Origin of the sequence: Chrysiogenes arsenatis DSM 11915, from assembly GCF_000469585.1 — a bacterium.
Classification (GTDB): domain Bacteria; phylum Chrysiogenota; class Chrysiogenetes; order Chrysiogenales; family Chrysiogenaceae; genus Chrysiogenes; species Chrysiogenes arsenatis.
In genome coordinates, this window is sequence record NZ_AWNK01000001.1 from 110,736 (window position 1) to 128,107 (window position 17,372).

Below are 17,372 nucleotides of genomic sequence, written 5' to 3' on the forward strand. Positions count from 1 at the left end.
ATTACGGCGGCTTACGTATAACTGGCGGCGTCTTGTAAGGCTTGTTCTTTCCCGGCGGCGAGTGTGTCGCGTACCATTTTGACCAGTGGGATGACTTCGTCGTAGTAACTGTCACTGGTCAGAATGGAGTTGATTTGCCCTTCGCGCGGATTGTCAAAGGCGTCTGGCATGTTGAGGTATTGCGACTCAAAACGGATCATTGGGGCTTGGATGATGGGGAGTACGAGGGCGACGTAATGCTCGTCGCGCATGGCTCTGGTGGCAGCGCGCTTGATTTCGAGGTCGCGGTAATCTTTGAAAATTTCCTTGGGATTGTAATCCTCTGCTGTTGCGTTGTCGTAGACGTAATCCTTGTATTTCAAAAGAATTTCCTGAGCATGGTCGCTGGCCTTTGTCAACGCTTCGAGGTTAGCGTCGGTCACGGCAATCGCCTGTTCGAGTCGGCTGGCGACACGCAGGAGATCGTCTTTGGGGGTCAAAACAGCGCTATCGGCAGCTTTGGTTAAAATTTCGACTATTTCATGGTGGGGCTGTGTGGCGAGGTGCGCTTCAATCGCTGTTTGAAACGGGATATGGTCAGCGCCTTCAATATACGCCCCGCCTTCGGTGGCGTTAATGACGGTCGTTCCTTGTTTAACGGCATCATAAATATCTGTTTTATAGTGGTTCAAGAAAAGTTGCCAGATGGCGTTCGACGGAACCTCGCCACCATAATAGCCCGGGAGCTGCACCAAGTCTTTACGATTTTTAGGGACATAGATCCCTTGATGATGACCGAGTACCATCCCTTCGGCGTGGGTTTGCCCGCCGGGGCCGTAGGCCAGATCTTGGCCAATCAGGATAATCGGATCACAGCCAAGGGTGGTGGCGATGTTAAAGCCCATGTTGGCCGCTGAGCCTTTAATGTAGAGCAGGCCGCGATCAATCTGGAGCCAGCTAAACTGCTTATAGCCACGATAGCAAATCAGCTTACGCCCTTTGCACGCTTCATACACTTCTGGCACGACGATGGGGGCAGCAGCAAAAAACATATCATCGCCAAAGTCAAAGCCTTCGATCAGTTTCAGCACGTTGTCGACCCGTTCGAGCGAGGTCACGATATGCGGACGGATACCGGCACTGGTGAGTGGTCCAAGTGACGATTCGGGAGCGAGGATTATGGCTTGACCTTGGTCGTAGACTTGTTTGAGCAGCGGGAGTTGTTTTTTCAGGCTAGGACCGGTGGCGGCAATAATGGCGGGTACGCTTTTGAACTTATTAAAACAACTATTGATGCCGGGGTTATCGGCGATGTGTTTGAGATTGAGGATCATGTTTTCGATTCCGACGAGAGCATCGTGCGGATCGTTGCCAAAAAACACCATCGTTTGCGTGAGTGCTTGGTTGTAAGCTTTGACCGCGCCGAGGTAGTAGTCTTTCGCGATAGAAAAAAGGTTCGGCATAATCATGTACGAGGTTGAGCGGGCTTGAAGCATCAGCCACTGGAATTCCATGATGAGATTCCAAAAAAGCGGGTAGAGTTCCTGACTTTCGATGCCAACAATGTAGTGAATATTTTTCTGCGCAAAATAGGGGATTAAATCAACACATCCTATGGCTATTTTCAGCACTTCGGGATCGCGTTCAATCACTACAATACTGCTGGTTTCCATTTTATCGGGATGGTTGAAGAATCCAGCAAGATGATATCCGATGCCATGACCAAGAAAAATCATGGTGCGCGAGTAGGGCTTCATCTGATCAAAACATTCTTGCTCGCAATAGGTGACAGGGTTTTCGCCAAATGGGCCGCTCAGTGATTTCCACTCGTCACCATCACGCAGGTGAAGACGGGGAATATTATTCTCATAGAGGGAGATGCCATAACGATTGGTGAGAGGAGTTTTTTCGATGAGTTTGGCGAGATCTGGGCGACATTGCTTGAGCGCTTTGAGGTTGTTCTTATAGATTTGCTGGTCATAGCCGATTTTATCTGCGGTAACAATTTTTTCCTCTATCGACATCGCTTTCCCCCTGTGTGATGATTCTCTTTGGTAAATTTATGCACATATTCTGCCAATCTTTTCGGGAGGTTTTATGCAAACCTGTAACTATCCTGATACGGTGCTCATTCTCGGCTTTGGTTCTATTGGACGACGGTACGCGCGCTTATTGACTGGGCGCGTCCCTCATATCTTGGTATGCGATCCGGCATACAATGTTACCGTTGCACAAGAACCTCATTATCATGGTATCAATTTCTATCACACTCTGGACGATCTGACCACTGTGCCGCAAGCGGTATTGATATGCACTCCAAATAGTGATCATTTGACGTCGCTGGAGCGGGTACTGGCGTGGCAGGTTCCGGTTTTTATCGAAAAACCGCTGTGTGTGGCGGCAACCGAGCAACTGGACACGTTAGAGGCACAGATCGAGAGTAAAAAAATCCCCACAATGGTCAGTTGTAATATGCGTTTTCATCCTGGGTTGCAAATAGTGCGTCGCATGGTGCAGTCGCAGGAGTTTGGTCGTGTGCTCCATTTCCGCTTTGAGTTTGGTTTCGACTTGCGACAGTGGCGCCCATGGCAAGATTATCGTCAATCATACAGCGCACGCAAAGATCTTGGTGGTGGTATTTTACTGGATGCCATTCACGAAATTGATCTGGCACAGTCTATCTTCGGTTCTTTGCAGATCGAGTTTTTACGCAACAGTAATGTGGGGCACCTTGGCATCGAAACCGAAGAAATCGCGGAGCTGGCCGTTCGCTGCGCGGGAACGCTGGGTACGATTCACCTTGATTATTTGCAACACCGTTATACACGGCAAGCAAAAGTGATATGTGAAAAAGGGACAATCGGCTGGGATTTTCATGCGAACATGGTTCAAGTTTGGCGTGGACAGGACGAAAAGGATACAGTAAGGTCTGCCGCGTATCAATTCAATGTTGACGATATGTACACCGCTCAGATGGACGACTTCTTTTTGCGAGTCCAAAAGGCGGAAGCGTGTCAGAACCCTTTTTCCGAGGCCGCTGGGTTGATTCGTGAACTTGACCGCGCCAAACAACATTGGGGTTGTGTGTGATACTTGCTCTTCTCCAAGCCCGTTCATCTTCCAATCGCCTCCCCGGAAAAGTGCTCAAACCTATACTCGGTAAGCCGATGATTTTGCACCAGATGGAGCGCGTCGCACGTAGTAGACACATTGACCAACTTGTCTTGGTAACAAGCACCGATCCTGCGGATGACGAGCTTGCTACGACGGTGCGCACCGCTGGTTTTGAAGTTTTTCGTGGATCACTTGATAATGTACTCGAACGCTTTGTTCTGGCTACCAAGCACTATGGGGGTGAAATCGTTGTCCGGCTCACCGGCGATTGTCCACTCCATGATCCAGACGTGATTGATGCCGTTATTAGCACAATGGTAGCAACTCCGGCTGATTATGTTTCTAATACGCTACGCTACACGTGGCCGGATGGCCTTGACGTAGAAGTGGTACGCGCCGAAGCGCTCTTTGCCGCTCACGCGCTGACCGAATCACCTTTCGACCGTGAACACGTAACGCCGTTTATTCGCACTCATGTTGGTGATAGTGCGTGTGGCAATTTTACGAGTCTTAATGTGGTTGGCCCAAGTGATTTTAGCGGACTGCGCTGGACGGTGGATTATCCCGAAGATTTTGCCTTTGTAGAGCTAGTGTACGCTGCGCTTTACGATATAAATCCATACTTTACATGGCTTGATATCATTTCGCTCCTGATTCAACAACCCGCAATGATCCGCCGGAGTTAGCTGCTATGTCTCAACCTTCTGACCGTTACCACCTTTCACGCCAAGCGCAAATGCACTATCAAACCCTTGTCCCCGGGGGAGCGCACACCTACTCTAAAGCGGCCGATCAGTTTCCGTACTTAGCGCCAGGAATGATTGCGCGTGGCCAAGGGGCACACGTGTGGGATTTGGATGGCAACGAATACATTGATTGGTCGATGGGTTTAACATCGGTTTCGCTTGGACACGCCTACGAGCCAGTACTGGCGGCAGTACGCGCGGAGCTGGAAAAAGGGCTGAACTTTCAGCGCCCATCGCAAACGGAATACGAAGCCGCGCAGTTTATTCTGAACCATTTCGGCGGCAAGTATGACATGGTGAAGTTTGCCAAAAATGGATCGACGGTGACCACGGCGGCCATAAAACTGGCGCGTGGCTATACGGGTAAAAGTCACGTTGTCTATTGCCGCTCCCACCCTTTTTTCAGTTATGATGATTGGTTTATTGGAACAACCGCTTGCGATAAAGGGATCCCTTCTGCGGGAAAGTCGCTCGCGTTGGGTTTTGATTACAACGATACGGACGGTTTGACGCAAATTTTCGCTGAACATGGGGATGATATTGCCTGTGTGATTTTAGAGCCGATGAACGGGATCGAACCGACACCAAATTTTTTTCCAGTTATTCAGGACTTATGCCAACGGTATGGCGCTCTTTTTATTCTTGATGAAATGATTACTGGTTTTAAGTGGAATATTCGTGGTGCTCAGGCGGTGTATGATATCACTCCAGATCTTGCCACATGGGGCAAAGGGATGGCCAACGGGTTTTCAGCCTGCGCATTAACTGGGCGTCGCGAAATTATGCAACAAGGGGGGATTGAAGCAGGTCGGGAACGACTTTTTCTGATTTCCACCACGCATGGCGCCGAAACGGTGTCTTTGGCGGCGATGATGGCGACGATTTCGGAGATGGAAAATAATGGTATTATTCCCGACAATCATCGCCGTGCTGCTGTGCTGAAATATGAGCTGGAGGCGCTGATCGCGGCGCATGGCTTAAACGATTACATTCAACTGCGCAACCATATCGCAATGCTGCACACGCACACCTGCAATCGTGCGGGAAATATTGACCTTGGGATGAAAACCTTGCTGATGCAAGAGCTAATTGCCCGTGGTCTGCTGTGGCAGGGGATTTTCTACACGACGTGGAGTCATGGCGAAGCAGAAATTGAGCAGACACTGCAGGCCTTTGCCGGAGCGCTGCCAGTGTATCGTCAGGCGTTAGAAGATGGCTGGGAGAAATACTTGGTTGGTAATCCGGTCAAGCCGGTATTTCGGAAGGTGAATTAATATGCCCACGGCTCACCCCGCATACGCCACAGGCGTAAAGACGTATCTGACAAAAATGGTGCTGGAGCTTGTCAGTGAACGGTACGTGCGCTGGATGAGTGACCCGGGAGTCACACGCACGCTGGTTGCTGGTCGTTACCCCGAAGACATGGAAAGTATTCGTCGTTTTGTCCAAGTTCACATGGCGCCACCCCATGTTTTTCTCGCTATTTTCTGGCAGGAAACGGATGAACATATCGGCAATGTGAAACTCACGGTCGACGCCTTAAATCGGCGTGGTGAGTTTTCTATTGTGATTGGCGAAAAAGATTTTTGGGGCAAAGGTGTTTCGACTGAGGTGACCGCGCTGATGCTTGAAATTGCTTTCTGCCGCCTGAACCTTCACCGCGTTTTTCTTGGTGTGAATAGTGGGAACGTTGCGGCAATAAAGTCCTATCAAAAAGTCGGTTTTGTTGAAGAAGGACGTGCGCGGCAGGAGATGTTTGTTGATGGGAAATACGAAGATCGCGTGATTATGGGGATTCTGGCCAAAGAGTATTTTGCACAGAAAAATGCCGATAACGTGTCAAGAATATGACTGCTCTATAAAAGCTTTCCATAAGCGACCAACTCGTGTATCGCTTTTCAACGTTGCAAGATACTATGGGAGCAAAGCTTTTTAAGCCAGCGTTCCTTTATCTTGGGGAAAATATCGACAAGCCGTTTATCGATATCCTCAAACAACTCGAACACATTGATATTCTTAGCGTTGATGAGTGGTTTGAAATACGTGACTTGCGAAACGAAATTGCGCGCAACTACGAAGCCAATGAATCTGTGATCATAAAGCGAGGGCTTTATGATGATATTGAAACGCTGAGAATCATGAAGGATCTGCGAAACACTATTGCCTACGAGTATATAGTAGAAGACCTTGTAGAAGTTTTTGAGGAAGTTTTGAGGTACACGAAAACATTGACGGAAATAATTCGTCGCACCTTGTCTTACATTCAAATTCACCTCCAATCCTGAACGGAGCCACACATGCACTGTTTTTCCATCCAGAATATTCCAGATATTTTATCCAGTAACGCAATCTGGCAGTCTGCTACCGATTGGATTTTACAATTTGCCGATACTGCACCGGAGGGGATATACGAAATCATAGGGCGTGATATGTACGTAAATTTGCACAGCTATTACACACTTCCCTTTAATGAATGTCGATTTGAAAGCCATTTACACTATATCGACCTCCAGTATTGCATTGCCGGAGGCGAACGCATAGAACACGCAGCAGCGGATTTATTGGAGCGCAACGGCGAATACGACGCAGTAAAGGACTTTCAGTATTACGCTACGTCATCTAGCATCAAAACCCAAATGATTGATCTGAATCCTGGGATATGCGGAATATTCTTCCCCGGCGAAGCCCACAAACCAAAAATACATAATCAGAGAGATCCGCATATAAAAAAATTGGTTGTAAAAATCCACCAAAAGCTGCTGTCACCCACCTCGCATATTATACAACAAGTGAATAAGCAGCAGGAGGGTGCATGCTTTCAATAAGTTTTGGTCACCAGAAATGGGCTAAATGGGACAAGTTTCTTCAGCAAAGTAAATTTGAATCATATATTTTAGATCTAACTGAAACACTTCTTAGTGCCAACGCTGGTAATTTATCCGAGATATTCGGAGCCTTTCACAAGATAGAAACCGTACATAGTGTTTTTCAAAAACCTCAATTTGCCCCCATATATGCGGAGTTGTTCGCGATTATACGCGATCAGGTTTTCATTCCACTTTGCCGCAAGCAAGAGTTTAATTATGACTTCCTTTGGGCATTGCAAATATTACGCGACGGAAACATACGCCCCCAAGTAACGTCAATCAGCCAGCAGTTCCGGCACGAAATCACAATCGCGCACCAAAATCTGCCAAACAATACGATGGATAAATTTATTCTTTCAAACGTCTTGTTGTTTCTAGATGTACTTGATGGACATAATTGGGATGAAACTAGAGTGCTCTTTACTCAGCGCTATGCCGATGTGATTACCCATGAGGTGGTACAAGGCCACAACGACCTTAACGTAATACGTCGCCTTTGTCATTTTTTATATAAAAACCTTGATGATGCAATTTTTATCTTCCGTGATTATGTTTATTCCAGTGCCTTCTGGGAAAAAGACGAACTCACACAGAAAGCTAATATTTTCTGGGCTGTTTCCATATTGTGGAATGTGTATAACGCAGAAACCAACTGGCTTCAGCTATATGAAAAATGGTTGGAGCTATTTCTGCGTGCCATTGACGAAGACAGAAGGGAGCTTGTTTTCTTTCTACACTACCCGCTTTCGCACGTGTATTTTAATTTGACTCATACTCAGGATGAATGGAAAAAGTTTAACGATGAGGTAGAGATACCTTTATCGCACTATGTCGAGCTGTTGTGTCAGAAAATCCCGATTGCTCCGGTTTCCCGAGAGTGTAAAGGCAGCGGTTCGTTGAAAATCGCTTATGTCTACGATCGACTTGTTGGTAATTCACCAGGCAAGCTGCTGGTATCGCATTTGCAAACACTGTGTGCAGACAATCAAGCTCAGCATCAGTACTATGTGTATGACATTGGATATATCGAAAAAAGCCATTCTGATCCGCAGTATATAGACATGGTACGACAAGCCGGCGCACAGTATATAAACGCCCATACCCTGTGTAACGCCAATCAACAATATGGACTTTACTACAACCATTTTGAAAAATGCTTACTGCTCCGCAATCACATGATAGACCAGCAAATAGATGTCATGATTGCCTGCAACAACCGTGAAACATTTAATTTTCTTTTTGCCAGCCGAAGCGCACCAATTCAGATATATTGGTGCCATGGGAATTTTAAGTACGATGTTTCGGGTATTGATAAACGCATTACGCACATCGGCTCAAAACTTCACGACGAGCCATTCATTTTTCATCGCTTTGCCCTTGCCCAAGATCAGAGTTTCCTTGGTGGTGAAAAAGCTGATGATCTGCGCGCAGCCCAAACAAGAAGACAACAGTTTCCGCCGGGGACTATTATTCTCGGAAGCATCGGGCGCTATATCAAACTTGAAAGTCGGCCATATCTTGAAGCGGTCGCCACTATTATGCAAATGTATCCACAATGCATTTATCTCGCCTGCGGTGGTGGCGGGGAAGATAATATCCGCACGATCACATACGAGCTTGGCATTGCTGATCGCTTTTATTTTGAAGGGTGGGTCGATGCTAACATCTATGCACATATCATAGATGTTTATCTCAATACATTTCCTCTGCCAAGTGGCGAGAGTGTAAATGAATACTTGGTCGCTAACAATGGAGCAGGGGTCGTTTCATTTCGTTTTGATGTTGTAGATCCGGATGACTATATGTCTTTTTATCAAAATTCGTTGTCGCAAGGATTACTCGCCTTCGACGAGTATGTAAGTTGTGCATTAGAAATGATTGCTACGGTTAATATGCATGGCAGTGAGTTTTCACGGGACTTAATGATGACGCACAATCACGAAAAGGGTATCATTAGTACCATTAACATGCAATCTAGTGCAGCAGAGCAAATGAAAGAAAAATCCATCATCGTGCGCAGTAGATTTCCAGTAGATAGTGTATTTGTTGGAGGAAACGGAAGGATTGAAGCCTTAAGTGCTGATTATTTAGCATTTATCGCAAAGCTATTACATAGATCTCCGTTCTTAATCTATGTCCATTGTGGTGGCGGCGACGCAGAAATATTGAGAGATTTTTTTCAGAGAGAGTCGTTAACTGAACGATACCATTTGAAATCAAACGTCAATGCCCTTCATTTCGTTGCAGACATCATAATAAGCCCCTTTGCTTACGCGGCCGATTCACTTAAGGTCGATTCAATTACGACATTGCGCATTATGAATCATCTTTTAAACAATAATCGCCATCCAGAAGCTTTACTGCTTTGGAAAGCAATGACGTTCTCGAAGCATGTACTAAATACTTTTTCATACGCCCCCCATCTTGCTGCTATGGTTACTTGCAAACTAAAACAAATTTCTCAACTGGACATCGGTCAGCTAGAACGTATGTTTTCGCAGTGCCAAGATGCCAGTAGGCAGGTTAGATGTATTGCTTACCTTGCATCACAGGCTCACCATTCGCTTGTAAAGCGTTTTATTGCTTGTGTTCCATATTCGACACTACCAAACAGAGACATAATAGGACGTTTAGGTGCTATTTGCCTTCTCTACAGCGATGAGATTAATCTGCTTGAGATCGTAGAGACAATTTACTCTGGCGATACGACTTATATTGCCGAAGAAATGTGCCGCTCTTGGGGAAATAACACGGAACAATCCATAGATAAGCAGTTGAGTGCGTTAAGAATTAAATTCCTAGAAAGCATTATTCACAGGACGCCAGAATGCTATCTGGATTATTTAGATAAAGTATTACAAAATCATCACGTAACGGGCAGATTTGGTTTTTTTGTGACTAAAGAGATTTTAGGTGAAGTCTATGGGATATTATCGAGAAAAATATATTCTTCTACTTGCAGTAATACTGATATCGCCATTACACATCTCTTGAATGAAGCAATACAGCGTGAGTATGCGGTGAACCCCTTCCCAAAGGAAAGTGATTTGATTTTCACTCTTCCCTGGCGACTGGTAGCGGGTGATAAGGAGAAAATTTTAGAAAACGTAATTCAAACAATTGAAATAAAAGGATTTTCATGCAACGTACTTGCCAATTTTTCCATTCATGCATGGCTTCTTGATGACATAACCCTTTCGGAAGCAGCTATCAAAGCAATGAAGTTGCAAAATGCCTACATGCCTGACGTAACCATGCGCTGCGCTTTGGCTTATGCACTCAACGGGAAAGCCCAAAAAGCATTAGAATTTCTAAAAAAGGTTACCGACATAAACAATACCTACTTCAGTAATCATCACCCTGCTGTTCGCTATAATGTTTTTTCGCTGCTATTTGCTGCGTTGGGTCGTCAAGATATTGCGTCGTATTATGGCAGTCTCGCCAAGGATAATGATCCGTACTATTATTACTGGGCTGATTGTGCGCAACGTGTTGTTCCCACGCAAGAAACAATTGACCTAAGTTTTATATCCTACCTCAGCACTTGAAACATGAAAGGCTTTTATAAATGCTTGAAATATTACTCATTAACACTTCGTACCCTTTACTCCAAAGGGAATACTCTTCGTTTGGTCCCCCACTAGGAATTCTATCAATTGCCTCAGCACTTCTTGAAAGCGGATTTAAGGTAACCTTCGTGGACCCTCAAGTTCAGCCGGATTACGATGATATTATTGAGTCTTCACTTATAAGAGGTCCACTCTTTGTGGGGATGTCCGCCTATCTGGGTGAAAATATTCAAAACGCCCTTCGTTTCACACGCAAAGTGAAAAATGGATACCCAGAAATACCGGTGGTGTGGGGTGGCCCGGTAGCATCCTCGTTGCCTGAGAATTGCATTATTGAGGGTGGAGCTGACTACACTGTTATAGGAGCAGGAGAATCAACCGTAGTTCAACTGGCACATTTCATCCAGAATGGTGATTTGGAGTCAATCCGGCAACACCAGCATATTAGTGTAGCGTTATCCAATGGCACAATCAAAAAGGGAACAAATTACACATTCTGCGGCGATCTCGACGATTTGCCCGCAATCCGACTGGATCTATGGGAAAAAGGCATTGAGCGCTATAGGCACATTCCAATCATAACATCAAGAGGTTGTCCTCACAGATGTGCTTTTTGCTACAATACATTCGCAGCTAAAGGCAAATTCTTTTTGCGAAGCGGGAAATCAGTAATATGCGAAATGCATTATTGGCACAATAAATTTAACATCAGCAACTTTGTATTTATGGACGATAATTTTTTATTGGACGAGGCAAGATCTATAGAGATATTCCAGGCTGCATTCGAATATGGCTACAAGATTGGGCGAGTTTACGGGCATCTGAATAACTTCACTCCGTCCATCCAAGACATTCTTTGTCAGAATAAAATTAGCGTTACAATGTGCATTGAGTCAGGCTCACATAAAATTCGCCAATTGCTAAATAAAAACATTAATATCGATAAAGCGCTGAAACTTATTCAAAAATTTACTTCATTTGGAATTAATTTCACAACTGCATTTATGTTCGGGCTGCCAACAGAAGATGACAATGATATCCGGCAAAGTATCGAAGTTGCCGCCCAAGTGAAGCAACTTTCCTGTGGCAAAGCAAATTCAATGTTCTACCTGTATGCCCCTCAGCCTGACGACAAAATCATCATTGACACCAATCAGAAAGAGGGCATAGATTTTTCGCTTGCTGTCCTTTCTCGGGTTGAAGTCGTACCTGTGCCTCCAACTAATTTTATTGATTTGAGGATGAGACCATGGATGACTGATGATGACAGTGAGTTTTACCTTGCACTGACTCAACTCTGGCTCTACTACTTCACAAATCAATTTAGAATTACATTTAAAGACTTTGATCCTCAGGAAATCCTTTCTGCGTTTCCTAGGCTAAAGCGTTTATTTAGTGGACTTACGTTATGACTAGAGATCTATGTCATACGCCAGACTATCAGATGGCAATGAATAACTTAAATCAGATTAGGGTGCTTGGCTTAAAAGCAACATTTTTGTGCAACAGTCGGTGCGGTTTTTGCTGGCAGCCCCACAGAAAACGTGAAGCCGATATCTCTCCGAAAGCGCTGGACAACCTATCACCACTTATTACTGCGGGGGGGCTGAAAATAATCCAGCCAGCGGGCGGGGAAATATTTCTCTGGAGGCCGCTTATCGATTTTTTACAATATGTGGAAAGTTACAACAAAGAGATCAAAATGTACCTTGTAACGAATGGGACTCTCTTTGACACATATTGGTACCACCGGGTAGAGTCGGGATTTATTTCTACTGTGAGTCTTAGTGTTAACGCCCCAACTAGAGATCTGTACCAGAAAATCAGCGGACGAGATAATTTCCTGAAAGTTAAACATGCAATTGACACACTCAGCGAAATTAAGAAAAAAACCCCTTTCACTCTGCAAATTTCATTTGTAATGACAAGACCTTTATTGGGTAAACTGAATGAATTTGTTACTCTTGCTGCGGGAAAGGCAGATACCTTGCTTATACGCAAGTGGCGTGCACCATCAATTTACGAAGAAGATTTAGCATTTTACCGAGAAAATCACATTCCCGCGCACCTTGAGGAAGAGATGGTCTGTGAAATTCTTCGCACCCACGACCTTGCTACCTCACAAGGGCTTTGTTTTGATTACTCACAATATAGCTTAGACGTAAATAGGGCACCCATCTTTTCTCCTTTTCAAACCCCAAGCTATGAGTTCACTGACCAAAGGTGTGTACACCTCGACAACCAGATACAAGTAGAACACACCGGCAACGTGAGACTAGGTTGTAATTTCTCTGGGCAAAGCATAGGAAACCTTAATGATAAAAATATTGTGGAAATCTTAGCAGACCCCTCAGTGAACAAGATAAGAGAAAGGGTGGTTGGAAACAAAGATTATCTCTTTTGTCCCCCAAAAATGGGGCTCTTCTCATGTCCTTTTTCGCTTCGTGAGATCCAACAGATGAAAGGGATTAACCGTTATATAACAGAACTCCCTCGTTTTGCATTTGTACGTAACTCGCGTGTAATGCTTCAACCACGCATTCTGGAACATTATAGGAAGATAATAGCAGGTACAGTTGAACTGCTAACATCATCAACTCCTGCCCATGTCGCAGAATATGGTTATGGCCCACTAACGCCCGTTATGGTGGCTGTTGCAACATCATACTGGCCATGCCGAGCTGTAGATCCTAGAACAGTTGATCATATTAGAAAATACATGACAAACTGTTGCCTGCCTAACGCAGACAAATATGTTCAAAATACAAATAACCCGTTACGGAATAAGGATAAAAGTTCTTTTTCTGTAGTTGTACTCAACGAAAATGCAACTGAACAGGATGTGATTGAAGCTACAGAAAACGTCATCTCAGACGGTCATTTGGTTGTGCATGCGGGCATTTATCATCACATAGAAATTCGGAAATTGCTGATCACACTTTTAGAATCACCGGAATGGTTATTAGTTCACAACTTCGGCTATTTGACGTTTTGTTTCAAAAAAACTCTGAGCAGTAAAAGTCGAATTCACCAAGCGTTGCGTGATACCTACTCGGATGTAATGCAAGCTGTAGATTCCATGCTCTTGCTTCAAAAAAAAGGAATAAGAAAAATAGCACTGTTTGGAGCAGGGAGACATACACGATGGCTTCAGACATTTTCGACTCTCTATTTAGGAAGGAGCCCTCAGATCATCGCCATTGTTGATGATCACCCTGATATCAATGCTAATTGTTTTAATATGTGCGTAACGAAACCATCGGCTCTCAATATTGAGTCGATTGATGCAATTTTATTATCCACTAATGACAAACAGAAAATATTCTTTGATCGCTGTCGCCTGCTATATGGGGAAAAAGTCAGGCTAATTGATTTATATGCTACATCACTTCAATGAAAACTCGTTGCCCAAAGGATTCAGAATGCCGTCAAATGAAAATTTCATAGCCAATATTTTAAAAACGCGCCAATCAAATAGAGAGTTTATAGATTTCCTTAAGAAACTCAATTTTTCACCAAGGACAATCATAGATGTTGGGGTAGCAACGGGAACACCTGAAATCTATGGACTAAATAATGAAGCATTCCTCGCGCTGATAGAACCAATCGTTGAGTTTAACGCAATGCTTGAGCCTATTCTTAGGCGGAGAAATGCGCACTTATATTCATGCGCTGCGGGTGCATTTGATGGGCAGGTAGAGATTTGGGTTACCCCTGACATGACAACTTCCTCTTTGCTGGTTCCGATGAATGCTACCGAAGATGCGCTACGGAGAAATGTGACTTGCTGCCGTTTAGATACCCTATACAATAAGCACGAGTGGCTTGCCCCTTTTCTATTGAAAATCGACACACAAGGCGCAGAATTGCTGGTACTTGAAGGAGCTCAGGAGGTGCTCAATCATACTGAAGTAGTGATGCTTGAGGTGTCACTTTTTCCTTTTTCTCCTGGGCTCCCTGAGTTTTATGAAGTAGTTTGCTACATGAAGACTTGTGGGTTCGTTGTATATGACTTATTTAACGGGCATAACAGGCCTCTTGATAATGCGAGAGGACAGGTAGATGTGGTATTCGTTAAAGAAAATGGAATATTCCGAGAGGATAGCCGATGGGGCACTGAAGAGCAATGTCAAGAGTTTCTGCAATGTAAATTCAGAAATGAGGTTTACCAAAAATTGAATCCTCATTTCTCTCCAGACTGAATTCACTAGAGTAACGATTTTTCAGAAAATGCTCCTCTAGGAGGAGCAACAACGATGTGTCATTGACAATGTGTTACACTTGAATAGTGCCTAGGAGGCATATGGTGATGACATCTATCCGTCAAGTATTTAAATTACAAACCGGCCTTATAGCGCGTATCAGTTTGGCCATGTTTTGTATTGTTTGCTTTGGAACAACATTCGCCCATGCACAGCGTCCATATAAATTCCTGAATGAACTTCCTGTACCAGAACAGCCAACGCTGTCAGCCATCATGGTTCACAGCTCGGGGGAATTGCCTGAACGGGTTAAGGAGACTGTGGGACGTTTGCGCGACAAAGTGCAACGCGAGGGCACCACACGGGTTATTGTCCGTTTAAACGTAGTTCACGACCCTGAACACCAGCTATCCGGCTCGAGCGTTGTCGACCAGCGTGAGCGCGTTGCGATCAAACGGGAACAACTCGCACGAAGAATGTCTGATAAAATTCCCCCGTACCAAGCCTCGCGACTGGGCTTCAAAGAATTCGAGACTATTCCGTATGCGAGCATGGAAGTTGATGCTCAATTACTTGAGGAACTTCTGGACATGCCAGACGTGATTGACGTGGAAGAGGACTATCTGTCTGCCCCGACACTCGCGCAGTCCATACCGCTCATAAAGGCTGATGCCGTGTGGGCCAGCGGCCATAGCGGTAGCGGGCAAACAGTCGCCATTCTTGACACAGGGGTTAATAAGAATCATGCATTTTTATCCGGAAAAGTAGTCTCTGAAGCCTGTTACTCAACAACGAGTGGCAGTACCATCCTGAGCCTGTGTCCTGGTAGTGTCAGCGCATCCACGGCTGTCAATTCCGGACTGGACTGCAACACTGCTATTGCCGGATGCGGTCATGGTACCCATGTGGCGGGCATTACGGCAGGTTCCGGGGGAAGTTTTTCCGGTGTCGCAAAAGATGCCTCTATCATTGCCATTCAGGTATTCAGCCGCTTTAACAGCGCTGCCCAATGTGGCAGCACTCCTGCCCCGTGTGCTCTGAGTTACAGCTCTGACCAGATAAAAGCCCTCGAACGCGTGTACGCTTTACGAAACACATATAGTATCGCCTCCGCCAATATGAGCCTTGGCGGCGGCTCTTATAGTGCCCACTGTGACGGCACAAATACCTCGCTGAAAACGATCATCGACTCTTTGCGGGCTGCCGGTATTGCAACAGTAATAGCTTCCGGCAACAATGGTTATACGTCATCTATCAGTGCCCCAGCCTGTATATCAACCGCAATCAGCGTTGGATCGACAACGAAAAGCAACACTGTAAGCCCCTTTTCAAACAGTGCAGCAATACTTGACCTACTCGCGCCTGGTTCCTCTATCAACTCATCCATTTCCAGTGGTGGCTATGCGTCCTGGAACGGAACATCCATGGCAACACCACATGTAGCGGGAGCATGGGCTGTTCTCAAATCAATGAAACCCAGCGCAACCGTAACTGAGATACTTTCTGCTTTTCAATCGACCGGCCTTTCAATAACAGATACCCGTAATGGTATTGCAAAACCACGAATCGATGTTCAGGCTGCTGCGAATTCATTTGGCAAAGGCTCTATATTCGTCAGCATCACCCCGCAAGGAGCAATCAATGACGGCGCTCAATGGCAGATAAACAGCGGGGAGTGGAGAAGCAGTGGAACTACCGTCGCTGACGTACCAGTAGGATCATATACCATCAACTTTAAAAGCATTACTCACAGCTCTGACGGATACGTGTGGCGAAAGCCAGCAAGTATAACCGCAACCATTGCCGCCGATCTGGATACTGAAAACCTGAGTGGTGAATATACTGCGGCCGAAAAAAGTGGAGGTGTGCGCTCTGATTTTGATGGTGATGGAAAGTCAGATATCGCTTTCAGAAGAGTCAATGGTGGCTCCATATCAATATGGACGATGGATGGCAAAGATATAACAACCTATGGTCAGGCTACTCTTCCAAACGGCGTGATCCCTAATGTTCCCGCTTCGGCGTGGGAAATTATCGGAACGGGTGACTTCGATGGTGATGGAAAGTCAGATATCGCTTTCAGAAGAGTCAATGGTGGCTCCATATCAATATGGACGATGGATGGCAAAGATATAACAACCTATGGTCAGGCTACTCTTCCAAACGGCGTGATCCCTAATGTTCCCGCTTCGGCGTGGGAAATTATCGGAACGGGTGACTTCGATGGTGATGGAAAGTCAGATATCGCTTTCAGAAGAGTCAATGGTGGCTCCATATCAATATGGACGATGGATGGCAAAGATATAACAACCTATGGTCAGGCTACTCTTCCAAACGGCGTGATCCCTAATGTTCCCGCTTCGGCGTGGGAAATTATCGGAACGGGTGACTTCGATGGTGATGGAAAGTCAGATATCGCTTTCAGAAGAGTCAATGGTGGCTCCATATCAATATGGACGATGGATGGCAAAGATATAACAACCTATGGTCAGGCTACTCTTCCAAACGGCGTGATCCCTAATGTTCCCGCTTCGGCGTGGGAAATTATCGGAACGGGTGACTTCGATGGTGATGGAAAGTCAGATATCGCTTTCAGAAGAGTCAATGGTGGCTCCATATCAATATGGACGATGGATGGCAAAGATATAACAACCTATGGTCAGGCTACTCTTCCAAACGGCGTGATCCCTAATGTTCCCGCTTCGGCGTGGGAAATTATCGGAACGGGTGACTTCGATGGAGATGGAAAGTCTGATATCGCTTTCAGAAGAGTCAATGGTGGCTCCATATCAATATGGACGATGGATGGCAAAGATATAACAACCTATGGTCAGGCTACTCTTCCAAACGGCGTGATCCCTAATGTTCCCGCTTCGGCGTGGCAAGCACCTTAAG

General features: G+C 45.4%; 12 protein-coding genes. 11 read left to right on the forward strand and 1 reads right to left on the reverse strand.

What is annotated here, in order from left to right; all coding sequences use genetic code 11:
• Positions 1–11: 11 nt before the first annotated feature.
• A complete protein-coding gene (locus P304_RS0100490; protein WP_027388943.1) occupies positions 12–2,003 on the reverse strand; it encodes a motility associated factor glycosyltransferase family protein in 1,992 nt (663 codons plus the stop codon).
• Positions 2,004–2,076: 73 nt separating this feature from the next.
• Here P304_RS0100490 and P304_RS0100495 point away from each other — a divergent pair, with 73 nt between their 5' ends.
• From P304_RS0100495 to P304_RS15775, 11 genes are all read left to right on the forward strand, one after another.
• Positions 2,077–3,069, forward strand: a complete 993-nt coding sequence (locus P304_RS0100495; protein ID WP_027388944.1) for a Gfo/Idh/MocA family protein — start codon at positions 2,077–2,079, stop codon at positions 3,067–3,069.
• A complete protein-coding gene (locus P304_RS13235; protein ID WP_034763454.1) occupies positions 3,066–3,779 on the forward strand; it encodes a cytidylyltransferase domain-containing protein in 714 nt (237 codons plus the stop codon). Before P304_RS0100495 ends, P304_RS13235 begins: the two co-directional genes overlap by 4 nt.
• Before the next feature lie 5 nt (positions 3,780–3,784).
• Complete coding sequence (locus tag P304_RS0100505) at positions 3,785–5,113, forward strand: glutamate-1-semialdehyde 2,1-aminomutase (protein WP_027388945.1); 1,329 nt, start codon at positions 3,785–3,787, stop codon at positions 5,111–5,113.
• A 1-nt stretch (position 5,114) separates the two neighbouring features.
• Entirely contained in the window at positions 5,115–5,690 is a 576-nt protein-coding gene (locus P304_RS13240) for a GNAT family N-acetyltransferase (RefSeq protein ID WP_051321271.1), read from the forward strand.
• Positions 5,691–5,725: 35 nt separating this feature from the next.
• Entirely contained in the window at positions 5,726–6,124 is a 399-nt protein-coding gene (locus P304_RS17185; protein ID WP_236613284.1) for a hypothetical protein, read from the forward strand.
• Positions 6,125–6,136: 12 nt separating this feature from the next.
• On the forward strand, positions 6,137–6,664 hold the full coding sequence (locus P304_RS13250; RefSeq protein ID WP_051321272.1) for a NanQ anomerase/TabA/YiaL family protein: 528 nt from the start codon (positions 6,137–6,139) through the stop codon (positions 6,662–6,664).
• The gene (locus P304_RS0100530) at positions 6,652–10,254 is read left to right on the forward strand and encodes a glycosyltransferase family protein (RefSeq protein WP_027388946.1); all 3,603 of its coding nucleotides are present in this window, start codon (positions 6,652–6,654) and stop codon (positions 10,252–10,254) included. The genes P304_RS13250 and P304_RS0100530 overlap by 13 nt, the downstream gene beginning before the upstream one ends.
• Before the next feature lie 20 nt (positions 10,255–10,274).
• Positions 10,275–11,687, forward strand: a complete 1,413-nt coding sequence (locus tag P304_RS0100535) for a B12-binding domain-containing radical SAM protein (protein ID WP_027388947.1) — start codon at positions 10,275–10,277, stop codon at positions 11,685–11,687.
• Positions 11,684–13,672, forward strand: coding sequence for a radical SAM protein (locus tag P304_RS0100540; RefSeq protein WP_027388948.1), 1,989 nt, complete (start codon positions 11,684–11,686; stop codon positions 13,670–13,672). Before P304_RS0100535 ends, P304_RS0100540 begins: the two co-directional genes overlap by 4 nt.
• A gap of 25 nt (positions 13,673–13,697) precedes the next feature.
• Positions 13,698–14,477: an FkbM family methyltransferase gene (locus tag P304_RS0100545; protein ID WP_027388949.1), complete on the forward strand. Its 780-nt coding sequence runs from the start codon at positions 13,698–13,700 to the stop codon at positions 14,475–14,477.
• Between the two features lie 107 nt (positions 14,478–14,584).
• Positions 14,585–17,371 carry a S8 family serine peptidase gene (locus tag P304_RS15775; protein WP_160164985.1) on the forward strand — a complete coding sequence of 929 codons (2,787 nt, stop codon included), beginning with the start codon at positions 14,585–14,587 and terminating at the stop codon, positions 17,369–17,371.
• Position 17,372: the final 1 nt, after the last annotated feature.

Excerpts from the sequence above, each read along its gene's own strand:
- P304_RS0100490 (WP_027388943.1), bottom strand. The coding sequence starts at position 2,003 with ATGTCGATAGAGGAAAAAATTGTTACCGCAGATAAAATCGGCTATGAC.
- P304_RS0100495 (WP_027388944.1), top strand. The coding sequence starts at position 2,077 with ATGCAAACCTGTAACTATCCTGATACGGTGCTCATTCTCGGCTTTGGT.
- P304_RS0100505 (WP_027388945.1), top strand. The coding sequence starts at position 3,785 with ATGTCTCAACCTTCTGACCGTTACCACCTTTCACGCCAAGCGCAAATG.
- P304_RS13240 (WP_051321271.1), top strand. The coding sequence starts at position 5,115 with ATGCCCACGGCTCACCCCGCATACGCCACAGGCGTAAAGACGTATCTG.
- P304_RS13250 (WP_051321272.1), top strand. The coding sequence starts at position 6,137 with ATGCACTGTTTTTCCATCCAGAATATTCCAGATATTTTATCCAGTAAC.
- P304_RS0100530 (WP_027388946.1), top strand. The coding sequence starts at position 6,652 with ATGCTTTCAATAAGTTTTGGTCACCAGAAATGGGCTAAATGGGACAAG.
- P304_RS0100535 (WP_027388947.1), top strand. The coding sequence starts at position 10,275 with ATGCTTGAAATATTACTCATTAACACTTCGTACCCTTTACTCCAAAGG.
- P304_RS0100540 (WP_027388948.1), top strand. The coding sequence starts at position 11,684 with ATGACTAGAGATCTATGTCATACGCCAGACTATCAGATGGCAATGAAT.
- P304_RS0100545 (WP_027388949.1), top strand. The coding sequence starts at position 13,698 with ATGCCGTCAAATGAAAATTTCATAGCCAATATTTTAAAAACGCGCCAA.
- P304_RS15775 (WP_160164985.1), top strand. The coding sequence starts at position 14,585 with ATGACATCTATCCGTCAAGTATTTAAATTACAAACCGGCCTTATAGCG.